This window comes from Plantimonas leprariae (assembly GCF_008802405.1).
In the GTDB taxonomy this organism is placed as follows: Bacteria; Pseudomonadota; Alphaproteobacteria; order Rhizobiales; family Rhizobiaceae; genus Plantimonas; species Plantimonas leprariae.
The window spans coordinates 56297-69148 of sequence record NZ_VZDO01000016.1 but is presented as its reverse complement, the minus strand read 5'-3'; the positions used below and the strand labels follow the sequence as shown (position 1 = coordinate 69148).

General features: G+C 67.4%; 13 protein-coding genes. 7 read left to right on the top strand and 6 right to left on the bottom strand.

Translation table 11 applies throughout. The features are described from left to right. Positions 1-25 precede the first annotated feature (25 nt). From F6X38_RS17980 to F6X38_RS17965, 4 genes are all read right to left on the bottom strand, one after another. On the bottom strand, positions 26-379 hold the full coding sequence (locus F6X38_RS17980) for a DUF779 domain-containing protein (RefSeq protein ID WP_150972078.1): 354 nt from the start codon (positions 377-379) through the stop codon (positions 26-28). A gap of 67 nt (positions 380-446) precedes the next feature. Further along, positions 447-1967: an aldehyde dehydrogenase gene (adh, locus tag F6X38_RS17975; protein WP_150972076.1), complete on the bottom strand. Its 1521-nt coding sequence runs from the start codon at positions 1965-1967 to the stop codon at positions 447-449. Positions 1968-2236: 269 nt separating this feature from the next. Next, a complete protein-coding gene (locus tag F6X38_RS17970; RefSeq protein ID WP_161992818.1) occupies positions 2237-2722 on the bottom strand; it encodes a molybdopterin-dependent oxidoreductase in 486 nt (161 codons plus the stop codon). Between the two features lie 13 nt (positions 2723-2735). After that, positions 2736-4169, bottom strand: a complete 1434-nt coding sequence (locus F6X38_RS17965) for an aldehyde dehydrogenase family protein (RefSeq protein WP_150972072.1) — start codon at positions 4167-4169, stop codon at positions 2736-2738. 130 nt (positions 4170-4299) lie between these two features. Between F6X38_RS17965 and F6X38_RS17960 the strand changes: the two genes are divergently transcribed. The 7 genes from F6X38_RS17960 to F6X38_RS17935 all read left to right on the top strand — a co-directional run bounded on the left by F6X38_RS17960 (position 4300) and on the right by F6X38_RS17935 (position 9941). Further along, positions 4300-5364, top strand: coding sequence for an ABC transporter substrate-binding protein (locus F6X38_RS17960; protein ID WP_150972071.1), 1065 nt, complete (start codon positions 4300-4302; stop codon positions 5362-5364). 50 nt (positions 5365-5414) lie between these two features. Further along, positions 5415-6416 (top strand): FecCD family ABC transporter permease, encoded by a 1002-nt coding sequence (locus F6X38_RS17955; protein WP_150972164.1) that lies wholly within the window; start codon positions 5415-5417, stop codon positions 6414-6416. Next, complete coding sequence (locus F6X38_RS17950; protein ID WP_150972069.1) at positions 6409-7203, top strand: ABC transporter ATP-binding protein; 795 nt, start codon at positions 6409-6411, stop codon at positions 7201-7203. Before F6X38_RS17955 ends, F6X38_RS17950 begins: the two co-directional genes overlap by 8 nt. After that, a complete protein-coding gene (modA, locus tag F6X38_RS17945) occupies positions 7200-7952 on the top strand; it encodes a molybdate ABC transporter substrate-binding protein (RefSeq protein ID WP_150972067.1) in 753 nt (250 codons plus the stop codon). The genes F6X38_RS17950 and modA overlap by 4 nt, the downstream gene beginning before the upstream one ends. Positions 7953-8002: 50 nt before the next feature. Beyond that, positions 8003-8365: a hypothetical protein gene (locus tag F6X38_RS23995; protein WP_246191418.1), complete on the top strand. Its 363-nt coding sequence runs from the start codon at positions 8003-8005 to the stop codon at positions 8363-8365. Beyond that, positions 8284-8574 carry a DUF2478 domain-containing protein gene (locus tag F6X38_RS24320; protein WP_425482884.1) on the top strand — a complete coding sequence of 97 codons (291 nt, stop codon included), beginning with the start codon at positions 8284-8286 and terminating at the stop codon, positions 8572-8574. Before F6X38_RS23995 ends, F6X38_RS24320 begins: the two co-directional genes overlap by 82 nt. A gap of 185 nt (positions 8575-8759) precedes the next feature. Next, complete coding sequence (locus F6X38_RS17935) at positions 8760-9941, top strand: zinc-dependent alcohol dehydrogenase (RefSeq protein ID WP_150972064.1); 1182 nt, start codon at positions 8760-8762, stop codon at positions 9939-9941. Between the two features lie 615 nt (positions 9942-10556). On the opposite strand, the gene F6X38_RS17930 is transcribed toward F6X38_RS17935, so the two are convergent. Both F6X38_RS17930 and F6X38_RS17925 read right to left on the bottom strand, forming a co-directional pair. After that, entirely contained in the window at positions 10557-11645 is a 1089-nt protein-coding gene (locus tag F6X38_RS17930; protein ID WP_150972062.1) for a catalase family protein, read from the bottom strand. 59 nt (positions 11646-11704) lie between these two features. Then, positions 11705-12796, bottom strand: a complete 1092-nt coding sequence (locus tag F6X38_RS17925; RefSeq protein ID WP_150972060.1) for a catalase family protein — start codon at positions 12794-12796, stop codon at positions 11705-11707. Positions 12797-12852 lie beyond the last annotated feature (56 nt).

The window sequence follows — 12852 nt, the reverse complement described above, 5'->3', positions numbered from 1 at the left end:
TCTTCCGCTTCCCTGTATGGGATTCTCATCCCGGCACGGCGCAGACGGTGGAGCGCGTCAGGAACCGCCGCTCGCGGCCGTTGTCGAGCGAGAACATGCCGCCGCGCCCCGGCACCACGTCCAGGATGAGGTCTGTGTGCTTCCACATCTCGTATTGGGCGCCGCCGATGTAGACCGGCGTGTCATCGCCGATATGGCCGAGCAGCACGTCGTTCTCGCCGATGCGGAACTCAGCCCGCGGATAGCACATCGGCGACGAGCCGTCGCAGCAGCCGCCCGACTGGTGGAACAGCACAGGCCCGTGGTCGGCGACGATCTCGGCGAGGAAGGCGAGCGCGTCCGGCGTCGCGGACACCTTGTTCTTCGAGTGGCTGCTCATGCATCGGCTCCCGAACGAGGAACGGCGCGGACGATCATGTCCGCGCCGCGCATAGTAGTGTCGGCGTTCAGAAGAAGCCCAGCGCCTTCGGAGAGTAGCTGACCAGCATGTTCTTGGTCTGCTGGTAGTGGTCGAGCATCATCTTATGGGTTTCGCGCCCGATGCCCGACTGCTTGTAGCCGCCGAACGCCGCGTGCGCCGGATAGGCGTGGTAGCAGTTCGTCCAGACGCGGCCCGCCTGGATCTCGCGGCCGAAGCGGTAGGCGCGCGTGCCGTTCCGCGTCCAAACGCCGGCGCCGAGGCCGTAGAGCGTGTCGTTGGCGATGCTGAGCGCGTCGGCGTCATCCTTGAACTTCGTCACCGACACGACGGGGCCGAAAATCTCCTCCTGGAAGACGCGCATCTTGTTGTGGCCGGCGAAGATCGTCGGCTCGACGTAGTAGCCGTCGGCGAGTTCGCCTTCGAGCGTCGCGCGCTTGCCGCCGGTCAGCACCTCGGCGCCTTCCTGGCGGCCGATGTCGAGGTAGGACAGGATCTTTTCCATCTGCTCGGTGGAGGCCTGCGCGCCGAGCATCGTCGTCGGGTCGAGCGGGTGGCCCTGCTTGATCGCCTTCACCCGGGCGACGGCCTTCTCCATGAAGCGGTCGTAGATCGACTCGTGGACGAGGGCGCGCGACGGGCAGGTGCAGACCTCGCCCTGGTTGAGGGCGAACATCGCGAAGCCTTCCATCGCCTTGTCGAGGAAGTCGTCGTCCTCGTCCATGACGTCCTTGAAGAAGATGTTCGGCGACTTGCCGCCGAGCTCCAGCGTCACCGGAATGAGGTTCTCGGAGGCGTACTGCATGATCAAGCGGCCCGTCGTCGTTTCGCCGGTGAAGGCGATCTTGGCGATGCGCTTGGACTGCGCGAGCGGCTTGCCCGCCTCGAGCCCGAAGCCGTTCACGACGTTGAGGACGCCCTCCGGCAGGATGTCGGCGACGAGCTCGGCGAACACCATGATGGACAGCGGCGTCTGCTCGGCGGGCTTGAGGACGACGCAGTTGCCGGCCGCGAGCGCGGGCGCGAGCTTCCAGATCGCCATCAGCAGCGGGAAGTTCCACGGGATGATCTGCCCGACGACGCCGAGCGGCTCGTGGAAGTGGTAGGCAACCGTGTCCTCGTCGATCTCGGAGATCGCGCCTTCCTGAGCGCGCAGGGCCCCGGCGAAGTAGCGGAAGTGGTCGACGCCGAGCGGCATGTCGGCATGCGTCGTCTCGCGGATCGGCTTGCCGTTGTCGAGCGTCTCGACCATGGCGAGAAGGTCGAGGTTCTCCTCCATTCGGTCGGCGATGCGTAGCAGCAGCTTCGAGCGCTCGGCCGGCGCGGTCTTGCCCCACTTCTCCTTCGCCTTGTGGGCAGCGTCGAGCGCGAGTTCGATGTCGGCGGCACCAGAGCGTGCGACATGGCAGAGCGTCTTGCCCGTCACCGGGCTCGGATTGTCGAAGTAGCGACCGTCCGTCGGCGCGACCCATTTGCCGCCGATGAAGTTGTCGTAGCGCTCGCGGATCAGGACCTTCTTCGAGACCTGATCGATGGCTTGCTGGTACATGGACCGTTCCTCCCGGTTCGATGGACTGGATGCGAAGACGCTGAAAACCCGTGGCCGTCCGCCGCGGTGCTCCCCCAAGCGCCGCGGAGGGTCAGGCGAAGGGAGCGCCGATCGACCGCCGACGCCTAGCTTTCGACCGATCCCCGCCGGACGAACCCCTTCTAGGTCGCGGACACTGCGCTTGCAGCGCGAACGCGTCAACGCGATATTTCAAAGGATATAACGCTTCTAGTTCTAAACTGCCATCCGAACCAGCCGGGCATCCGGTCTCAGCGGACCTCGATCATGGCGACGTCGCGGACGCTGCGCGCGCCGCGCTTGTCGCCGGGAACGATCACCCGGAGCCCGTCGCGAGCGGACAGCGGGGCACCGTCTTTATCCGTCGCCAGAATGATCGGTTTCGCCCCAAACTCGGGCGCGATTTCGCCCGCAGAGAACAGGATCGCGTAGCCGTCGCGACCAGTGACGAGGATGCTGCGGCGAAGTTCGTCGTGATGCCCGGTGCTCCGCCCGATGCCGGCGCGCTCCAGCAGCGTCCAAAGGAGAACGCCGCCGTAGCGGCCGCGCTCCTCGCCCTTCGAGGTGTGGAAGGAGACGTCGAGCTCAGTCCGCGGCAGTCCGGCGAGGCTCGCGCGCGTCAGGGTCGCGGGCTCGATCGCGGTTCCCGCAAGCGTGACGGTCGCGGTTGCCGCATCCTGCGCCGTCGCGGGCGCCGCGGCGAGGAGCAGGAAGGCGAGGAGGGTGCGGGCGAGCATCGGCATCGCTCCCTCACGCCGCCTCGTAGCCGACGATTCCCTTGATCTCGAGGAACTCGTTCAAGCCGAACTCGGCGTATTCCCGGCCGTTGCCGGACTGCTTGTAGCCGCCGAACGGCGCGCCCGTGTCCCAGGCCGGGTCGTTGATGTAGACGTTGCCCGAGCGCATCCGGGCGGCCAGCCGCCGACCGTGCGCGAGGTCGCCGGTCTGGATGTAGGAGGCCAGGCCGTAGGGTGTGTCGTTCGCGAGCCGTACCGCCTCTTCCTCGTCGCGATAGGTCAGGATCGACAGGACGGGCCCGAAGATCTCTTCGCGCGAAATGCGCATGTCCGGTGTGACGTCGGCAAACACGGTCGGCTTAACGAAGTAGCCGCGGTTGAGCCCGTCCGGCCGCCCAAGCCCGCCGGCGACGAGCCGCGCGCCCTCGCGGATGCCGCTGTCGATAAGGTCCTGGATCTTGTCGTACTGCACCTCGCTGACGACCGGTCCGAGCTTGACGCCCTCGGCCGTCGCCGGCCCGGTGCGGAAGCTCGCCGCAGCGCGGGCTGCAATGTCGGCAGCCTCGTCGTGGCGCTCGACGGGGACGAACATGCGCGTCGGGGCGTTGCAGCTCTTGCCGCTGTTGCCGAAGCATTTGGCGACGCCGTTCGCCACCGCCTTCTCGAAGTCGGCGTCGGCGAGGACGATGTTGGCGGACTTGCCGCCGAGTTCCTGATGGACGCGCTTGATCGTGTCCGCCGCGGCCTTGGCAACAGCCACGCCGGCGCGGGTCGAGCCGGTGAAGGACACCATGTCGACTTGCGGGTGCCGGGACAACGCCTCGCCGACTGTCGCTCCGTCGCCGCTGACAAGGTTGAAGACGCCGCGCGGCACCTCGGCCGCCTCGACCATCTCGGCGAACAGGAGACCGCTCATCGGGGCGATCTCGGACGGCTTCAGAACCATCGTGCAGCCGGCGGCGAGCGCCGGCGCGACCTTGCACATGATCTGGTTCATCGGCCAGTTCCACGGCGTGATCATCGCGACGACGCCGACCGGCTCCTTCGCGATCATCGTCGTGCCCCTGAGTTCCTCGAAACGGAACGTCTCCAGCGTCTCGATCATCCGGGCGAGGTGCGCCCGGCCGCTGCCGGCTTGATTCGAAACGGCGAAGGGCAGCGGCGCGCCCATCTCCCGCGAGATCGTCTCGCCCATCTCCTTCGCGCGCCGGTCGTAGACGGCGAGGAGCCGCCGGAGGATCGCGAGCCGTTCCTCGCGGCTCGTCTGCGAATAGCTCTCGAAGGCTCGCCTTGCCGCTTCCACCGCGCGGTCGACGTCCGCTGCGGAGCCGAGGGCGATCTCCGCGTAGGGTTCCTCCGTCGATGGATCGATGACGGGGAGCGTCGCTTGCCGCCGGACCGGCTCGACCCACGATCCGTCGATGAAGAACCGCAGCGCGTTGTCCATGGCCTTCGCTCCCTGTCCAACTTTCCGGCTGGCTGCCGAGGCGTCGCGTCCGGATCGCGGTCCCCCGCGCGTTGTATCCGATGGAACATATCGCTACGACGATGCATCCGCCAGCGACGGGATCCCCGCCATGTCCGCTTTTCCGAAAGTCCGCCTCCTTCCGGCGATGCTGATCGCCGGTCTTCTCGCGACGGGCGGTCCGGCCTTCGCCGAGCGTGCCGTCACCGACCAACTCGGCCGCGAGGTGCACGTGCCCGACACCATCCACCACGCGGTGATCCTCCAGCACCAGACGCTGAACATCGCCGTGCAGCTCGGCGCCATGGACGAGGTCGTCGGCATTCTCGACGAGTGGAAGAAGCAGCTCGGGGGCAATTACGTCCGCCTCGCACCGAAGCTGGCAAGTCTGCCGATGCCAGGCGGCCTGACGAAGGTGAACGTCGAAGAACTCCTGAAGCTCGAGCCGGACGTCGTCTTCGTCACCAACTACGCACCACCCGAGATGATCGCCCGGATCGAGGGCGTAGGTGTGCCCGTCGTCGCGATCTCGCTCCTGAAGGTCCCGCCTAGCGAGGCGGGGAAACTGAACCCCTCCGTTGCCGACGAACCCGCCGCCTACGACGCGGGCTTCACCGATGGCATTCGGCTGATCGCCGACGTTCTGAACCGCAAGCCCGCCGGCGAGGCGCTGATCGCCAAGGCGACCGCGAACCGCAAACTCGTGTCCGACCGGTTGGCCGGTCTCAAGGACGAGGACCGCGTACCGGTCTACATGGCGAACCCGGACCTCTCGACCTATGGCCACGGCAAGTACACCGGGCTGATGATGCGGCGCGCCGGGGCGCGCAACGTCGCCGACGCGATACCCGGCTTCAAGCAGGTGTCGATGGAGGATGTGATCGGCTGGAACCCGGCGGTGATCTTCGTGCAGGAGCGCTATCCGGCCGTCGTCGGCGAGATCAAGGCGGACCCGGCCTGGGCAACGATCGACGCTGTGAAGCGTGGGCGCATCGAGCTGATGCCGGAATACGCCAAGGCCTGGGGCTACCCGATGCCGGAGGCGCTGGCGCTCGGGGAACTCTGGATGGCGAAGACGCTCTATCCCGACCGCTTCGCCGACGTCGACATGCAGAAGGAAGCCGACGGCTACTACCGCGAGTTCTACGGGACGCCCTACGTCCCGCCGCAGCCGTGACCACCGATCGCGTCGCGACCGCGGCCGGACGGTACCGCGTATCCTCAAGCCTGACGCTGCCGCTTCTCGGCGGCGTCCTCCTCGCCGTCGCGCTCCTCTCGCTCGGCCTCGGCCGCATCGACATCCCGGTTCTGCGTGTCGTCCGGATCCTCCTCGATCCGGTTCTCGCCGCCGAGCCGGCGGTGACGGCGGTCGAGCGCAGCGTCATCTTCAACGTCCGTCTGCCGCGCGTTCTGACCGCGCTCCTCGCCGGCTCGGGGCTCGCCCTCGCCGGTGCGGCGCTTCAGGGCGTGTTCCGCAACCAGCTGGTCGGGCCGCAGATCGTCGGCGTCTCGTCCGGGGCGGCGTTCGGCGGCGTGCTCGCGATCCTTCTCGGCCTGTCGCACGGCGGCCTTCTCGCTGGCGCCTTCGCCTTCGGCCTCCTCGCGCTCGTCCTCGTCTACGCGCTGAACAGCTTCGTCGCCCGCCGCAACATCCTCGCGCTGGTACTGGCCGGCGTCGTCGTCAGCGGTTTCTTCGGCGCGCTGGTCAGCCTCGTCCAGTTCCTCGCCGACACCGAGGACAAACTGCCGACAATGGTGTTCTGGCTGCTCGGCAGCTTCGCCACGGCGAACATGGAGAAGGCCCTGCTGGTCGCAGGGCCCGTGCTCGCCGGCGGCACGCTGCTGCTGGCGCTGCGCTGGCGGATCGACATTCTGTCGCTCGGCGACGAGAGCGCGCTCGCGCTCGGCCTCAACGTCGCGCGGCTGCGCTGGCTCGTGCTCGCGCTGGTCGCCCTGATCGTGTCGGCGCAAGTCGCCGTCAGCGGCATCGTCGGCTGGGTCGGCCTCGTCGTGCCCCATATCGCCCGCATGATTGTCGGGCCCGGCCATCGCCGCATGCTGCCGGCCTCGCTTCTCGTCGGCGCGACCTTTCTTCTCGTCGTCGACGACGCGGCACGGACGCTCACGGGCACCGAGATCCCGCTCGGCATCCTGACGGCCCTGATCGGCACGCCGGTCTTCGCGGTCCTTCTGCGCCGGAGCCAGATGGCGGGCGGCCGGGATGGGTGAACCAAGCCTGTCGCTCGGCGGCGCGGGCCACTCCTACGATGGCCGAGCCTGGCAGTTCCGGAAGCTCGATCTCGTCGTCGGCAACGGCGACGTCATCGCCGTCCTCGGCCCCAACGGACGTGGTAAATCCACGCTGCTTCGCGTCATGGCGGGCCTTCTGCGGGCAAGCGAGGGAACAGTCGAGGCCGCCGGCCCGGTCGGCTTCGTGCCGCAGGACTTCGCGGGCGCCTTTCCCTACTCGGCGCTCGACATCGTCCTCATGGGCCGCGCCCGGCACGTGGCGACGCTGCGGATGCCGACCGCGAAGGACGAGGCGATCGCCCTCGACGCGCTCCATGCCGTCGGCATGGTCGACCTCGCCGCGCGTTCCTTCGACAGGTTGTCCGGCGGCGAGCGCCAACTCGTCCTGATCGCGCGGGCGCTCGCGTCGGAAGCCTCGATCCTCCTTCTCGACGAGCCCGCCTCGGCACTCGACCTGCAGAATCAGGGCCGCGTCCTGGACCTCATCGGCCGGCTCGCGGCGCAAGGGCGGACGCTCGTCTTCACCACCCACCAGCCGAACCACGCGATCACGGCGGCGTCCAAGGCGCTCCTGATGATGGAGGAGGAGTCCCCAATCTTCGGTGCCGTCGACGGCGTCGTGACCGAGCGCAACCTCGAGGCCCTCTACGGCCTGCCGGTGCGGCTCGTGCCGTTCGAGGTCGACGGAACCCTGTCGACTTCGGCCGTCCCGGTGTTCGGAGGCCGCGGGTTGGGACGCCACGCAGAGAAACCAACGGGACGATGACAATCTCCGAAAGACCCGCGCCGACCATCAAGGTCCTTGCCGCGGGGAGCCTGCGCCAGCCGTTCACCGACATCGTCGCGGCGTTCGAGGCCGGGACGGGTATCAGGATCGACGCCGCCTTCGGCCCGGCCGGGCTCCTGCGCGAGCGGATCGAGTCCGGCGAGGCGTTCGACCTGTTCGCGTCGGCCAACATGGCGCATCCCGAACGCCTCCACCGCCTCGGCCTGTCCGGCCCGGCGATCCCGTTCACCGCGAACAGCTTGTGCCTAATCGCTCGCGCCGGGCTCGGAATGACGGCAGAGACCATGATCGAGGTCATGCTTCGGCCGGACATCCGCATCGGGACGTCGACGCCCGGCGCCGATCCGTCCGGCGACTACGCGCTCGAGTTCTTCCGGAACGTCGAGAGGGAGCGTCCCGGCGCCGGTGCCGTGCTCGCCGCAAAGGCGAGGGCGCTGGTGGGCGGCCGGGACTCGCTGCCGATCCCCTCCGATGTTCCAGCCGCCGCCTGGGCGATCGATGGCGGCGAGGCGGACGTGTTCGTCAGCTACCGCACCAACGGCAGGCTCGTCGAAGCTCGACCCGGCCTCGCGGTCGTGGTTATCCCGAAGCGTCTGGATGTCGCGGCGAGCTACGACCTGTGCCTCGGACGGACGGCCGGGCACGGCGCGGAGCGGCTGTCGAAATGGCTGCTGTCGGCCCTCGGCCAGGACGTGCTGCGCCGTTATGGCTTCGCCGATCATCGGTAGGCATCTTCGACAGCAGCAGTATTTGGTTTTGGATCGGACAGGATGCCGCCATGCCGAACCTGCCTCGTCTCTACTCCGACAACGACGTCGCCGGCATGATCTACGGCACCGGCGACGACCCGGATGCTGTGCTCGCCGAGTTCATGCGCCTGCTCCTGGCGGAGGGGTGGGACGTGCTCGGCATCCTCCAGTGGCGCGTCGACGGGGCTCGCACGAAGAACCGTTCCGTCGAGTTCATCCTCGCGCCGGAGGCGGAGTGGGGAAGCGTGGAGAACCAGGACGATCACTTCGACGGACGCGCGTCGACGCGGCTCATGGGTCCGGGGAGCGGCTGGCGGCGGCACTCCCACGCAAGCCCGATCTTGCTGTCCTCAATCGCTTCGGGCGGGCCGAGATGGAGGGCCATGGGTTGATCGGGTTGCTCGCCGCAGCCTTCGACGACGTCGTGCCGGTCGCGGTCGCTGTTCCAGTCGGGCTCCGCGAAGGCTGGATCGAAAGTACGGGCGGGCTCGCCGTGTCTGTCGAACCGGACCCGGCTCAGCTTCTTAGGTGGTGGCGCTCCCTCGGTAATGGTCCGCGCGAACCGAACCAGTCACCGGACGAGTGCCGGCATGCCCGCTGACGTCTCCCAAATACTCGATTCCGTTCGTCTGCTTTGGGGAACGTTGTCAATTCCGCGCAAAGGCTTGAATGAGTCGGAACCTGCGTTTGTGACGTCCGCAGCCAACCAAACAACTGCGTGGTCGCCCGCGACCTGAGAGCCGCTAGTTCGGTGCTTGCAACTGAACGGCCGTAAAGGGTTCACTGATGAAGGCGTTAACCTGGCACGGCGAGGGCGACATCCGCTGCGAGACGGTTCCCGACCCGAAGATCGAGCACGACCGCGACGTCGTCATCAAGGTAACGGCCTGCGCGATCTGCGGCTCGGATCTGCACCTGATGGGCGGCTTTATGCCGACGATGGAAAGCGGCGACATCCTAGGCCATGAGACCATGGGCGAGGTCGTTGAGGTCGGCTCGGGCGCGGCGTCGAAGCTGAAGGTTGGCGACCGGATCGTCGTGCCCTTCACCATCTGCTGCGGCGAGTGCCGGCAGTGCAGGTGGGGTAACTGGAGCTGCTGCGAGCGAACCAACCCAAACGGCAAGATGCAGGCCGAGACTTTCGGCTATCCGCTCGCCGGCCTCTTCGGCTTCTCGCACATCACTGGCGGCTTCTCAGGAGGACAGGCCGAATATCTGCGCGTTCCCTATGCCGACGTTGGACCGATCAAGGTGCCGGACGGGCTCGACGACGAGAAGGTGCTGTTCCTGTCCGACATCTTCCCGACCGCCTACCAGGCGGCCGAGCACTGCGACATTGGTCCGGAGGACACGGTGGCGGTCTGGGGCTGCGGCCCAGTCGGCGTGCTTGCCGTCAAGTGCTGCTTCCTGCTCGGCGCCAAGCGGGTCATCGCGATCGACACCGTACCTGAGCGCTTGGCGCTCGCCCGCGAGGCCGGCGCCGAGACGATCGACTACGGCGCGGTCGATATCCAAGAGGCGCTAATGGAGATGACCGGCGGACAGGGTCCGGACTCGGTGATCGAGGCGGTCGGCATGGAAGCGCACGGAGCGGAGACCCTGATGCAGAAGGTCTCGTCGGCCGTGATGTCGTCGACCACGAGCATGGGACGGCCCTTCGCGTTGAACCAGGCAATTCTTGCTTGCCGGCCCGGCGGCAACGTCTCGATGCCCGGCGTCTTCGCGGGACCGGCCGGTCCGGTCGACCTCGGCGGCCTGATGAACAAGGGGCTGACGCTCAAGACCGGCCAGACGCACATGCAGCGCTACCTGAAGCCGCTCCTGGAGCGGATCGAGAATGGCGAGATTGATCCGTCCTTCATCATTAGCCACCGCTCCAGCAACCTCGAGGACGGCCCCGCGCTCTACGAGACGTTCCGCGACAAGAAGGACAACTGCACCAAGGTCGTGTTCAAGCCGCACGGATAAGATAACCAGCTCCGACGCAACCTAACAAATGGTGCGGCGACGTCATGAACGACTGCCACGGCAATGTGTCGCTTCTCGCTCAGACGCCCATACCCGTCGCTCCCTCACCAACTGGGCGACGGACTTCGTCGGACGATCGGAGAAAAAAGCTGAGCGCATCGCTGCGGTCGGGGTTTCAAGAGCGACTTCGCCACCGCTTGGCGCGAGGGCAAAGGATCCACGCCATTCTGCGCGAACTGCCCCTTGAGCAGGATGCCGCCGCCGCCTGACGCCGCATGCCAGTTGTACCGACCCCGTCGTCCTGAACCTGCACTTTGATGACGCCAAGGTCACGGCAGCGCGCCCGAGTGCTGAACTGACGCGGCACGTGCGCGAGGCGATGGCGAACGCGCCGTGCAGGACCTCGGCGAGCTTGGCGACGCCTGCGGGCCGCGCGCCTCGAAGTCGAGGCCCGGATCGTGCCTGACGAAATCGAAGGCGATGTGCTGCTCCTACCAAGCAGCGTCCCGTTCGCGGAAGGCCGGGAAGTAGGCTAGCACGAGTTGCGTGTCGGCGTCGTTCGCCATGGCTGATGCGTTGCCATCCTCGGTTGGCGGATACTGTTGCCCGCCTCGATCAAACGGCGGAACGCACGGACGGCTCGTGGATCGGGCAACGGTTGAAGCGCTGCCGAAACTCGGCCGAGTGCTGGTACGGCTCGTTGCGCGCCCGGTTGATGTTGCCGAGCGGTTGATGGGCCGCGAGCCCGGTCCAGACGCCGAAGCGCATCGCCTCGTTGACCGCCTGGACTCTCGCCGTCTCCCAACTGTCCTGCGGCGCGACCGTGATCGTCGCCACCCGCTCGAACGGCGCCTCGTCCTCGTTCCACTCGACCGTCGGATCTTCGACCGGCTGCTTCTCGAGATCGCGGCAGAGCTGGACGCGCAGTTCCCAGACGCCGGTCGCATTCTGCATCTCGGCCTGCAGCGTCTCGCGGATCGCGTCCGGACGGTCGGAGGCGTCGATCTCCGCGCCGGTCAGTGCCGTGAGGTCGGGCGACACCGGGACGATCGAGAACTTCGCGATGAAGTCGCCGTAGCGGAACGGCGTGACGCTGTAGTAGGTTTCACCGAGCGGGTCGGCGTTCGGCGCGCCGCCGAGCGATTGCAGCTTCGGGCTCTCGACGCCGACCGCCGAGAGCGCCGTGCTGACGCCGCGCAGGACGCTCGACATCGCCTTCTTCGTGCCCTCCAGCTTGTCGGTCGTGCCGGCCAGCATCTTCAGGTTGCCGAGGAACTGCTTGGCGGTCTTCGTCTGGAACACCGGACCGTTGACCAGGACGAAGTCCTGGGTCGTCCCTTCCGCGCCCGGCAGCCGTTCACCTTCGACGTCCAGCACCTTCAGCGCCAAGCCGCGGGGCAGCGAGATGGCGTCCGGCAGGATGTCGCCGGCGTTCGTCGACAGGCGCATGTAGACCTTGTGTCGTCCCGGCCGGGCGAACATCCCCTGCGCCAGTTCCGGCGAGAGGTCTGCCGCGATTTCCAGCGTGCCTTCCAAGATGCCGTGCGCCTTGGCATGGACCGACCGTACGGCATGGCCGTAGTCCTTGGCCGTCGTCTCCAGGATCGTGTCGAAGGTCTGGTTCAGGTTCTGGATGGTCTCGCCTTCGTCGGGCGAAACCGTCTCGACGTCGGGGCTGAAACGGACAGGCTGAGCGATCGGCATGGTGTCATTCCGCTTGTTGCTGCTGATTTGCCCGATGGTTTGCGCGTTCGGCGATTGCATCAGGCGGGAATCTGCGTGACGGTTTGCGGCTCCTGCGGCTGCACGCCGTTGGCGTTCTGCCGGAACGCGGCCAGCGCCTCGTAGACGCGCAGCCGGGCGCGCATCACCGAGCCGAGCGGCTGGTGCGCCGCGAGCGTGTGGGCCGGGCGGAACGACATCGCCTCGTCGAAGTAGCGCCGCCGCTCCGAGCTGCCGGCCTCCTGCGCCGGGATGTGGATCGTCGCCACCGTCCGGAACGGGCTGTCGCTCTCCTTCCACTCGACCGAGGCGTCCTCGATCGGCTGGGCCTCGGCGTCCGTCCACAGCTGGACGCGCAGCTCGAACACCGTTTCCTCGGACCGGATGAACGCTTCCGTGGCGTGCCGGAACGCGTCCGGATCGCTGTCAACGTCGATCGTCTGGTTCTCGAGCGCGTCCTGCTCGGCCGAAGCGGGGAAGGCCGCGACCTTCGCCACGTAGTCGCCGAAGCGGATCGGCGCTTGGCTGTAGTAGGGCTCGGACAGCGGATGGACGAACGGATGGCCGAAGAAGTCGGCCTTGGGGCTTTCGGTGCCGACGGCGTGGAGGACCCGGTTCAAATTGCGTGCCGCCGACGAGACGAAGCTCTTGACGCCTTCCGGCATCGAAGTTCCGGCTTCCAGTTGCTTCTCGTCCTTCAGGAAGCCCTCTGCCGTGCCGGACGGAAAGGTCGGGCCGCTGGCGAGCACGAAATCCTGCGTCGTGTCGCGATGGCTGCCGAGTTTCTCGCCCTCGACGCCGAACACCTTGATCGCCATGCCGCGATGCGTGCCGACCCGGTCGGCCAGCGTTTCGCCGGGCCCTTGCGCGAAGCGGATGGCGACGTCGAAACTGCCGGAGGCGGCGAACAGCCCTTGCGCCAGCTCCGGCGGCAGGTCGGGATGGATCGTCAGCGTGCCGACGGCGAGAGCCGAGCTCTTGGCATGCGAGGCGCGCACCGCGTGCCGTTCGCGTTCCGCCACCTTCTCGGCCTGATGCGTCATCGCCTCGATGATGCCGTCGATGGTCTCGGCCTCGTCCGGCGTCGGCGTTTCGATACCCGGCTGGAAGCGGATGGGCTGGGCGATCGGCATCGGGTATCCTCATCCGCAGTCCCGACCCGGGACATCGCACCGGCGCGTCGCGCTCG

Bases quoted from the DNA above. Each gene is read 5' to 3' on its own strand.
- F6X38_RS23995 (WP_246191418.1), top strand. From the start codon at position 8,003: ATGCCGAACCTGCCTCGTCTCTACTCCGACAACGACGTCGCCGGCATG.
- F6X38_RS17925 (WP_150972060.1), bottom strand. From the start codon at position 12,796: ATGCCGATCGCCCAGCCCATCCGCTTCCAGCCGGGTATCGAAACGCCG.
- F6X38_RS17950 (WP_150972069.1), top strand. From the start codon at position 6,409: ATGGGTGAACCAAGCCTGTCGCTCGGCGGCGCGGGCCACTCCTACGAT.
- F6X38_RS17965 (WP_150972072.1), bottom strand. From the start codon at position 4,169: ATGGACAACGCGCTGCGGTTCTTCATCGACGGATCGTGGGTCGAGCCG.
- F6X38_RS17980 (WP_150972078.1), bottom strand. From the start codon at position 379: ATGAGCAGCCACTCGAAGAACAAGGTGTCCGCGACGCCGGACGCGCTC.
- F6X38_RS17935 (WP_150972064.1), top strand. From the start codon at position 8,760: ATGAAGGCGTTAACCTGGCACGGCGAGGGCGACATCCGCTGCGAGACG.
- F6X38_RS17930 (WP_150972062.1), bottom strand. From the start codon at position 11,645: ATGCCGATCGCTCAGCCTGTCCGTTTCAGCCCCGACGTCGAGACGGTT.
- F6X38_RS17960 (WP_150972071.1), top strand. From the start codon at position 4,300: ATGTCCGCTTTTCCGAAAGTCCGCCTCCTTCCGGCGATGCTGATCGCC.
- modA (WP_150972067.1), top strand. From the start codon at position 7,200: ATGACAATCTCCGAAAGACCCGCGCCGACCATCAAGGTCCTTGCCGCG.
- F6X38_RS17970 (WP_161992818.1), bottom strand. From the start codon at position 2,722: ATGCTCGCCCGCACCCTCCTCGCCTTCCTGCTCCTCGCCGCGGCGCCC.
- adh (WP_150972076.1), bottom strand. From the start codon at position 1,967: ATGTACCAGCAAGCCATCGATCAGGTCTCGAAGAAGGTCCTGATCCGC.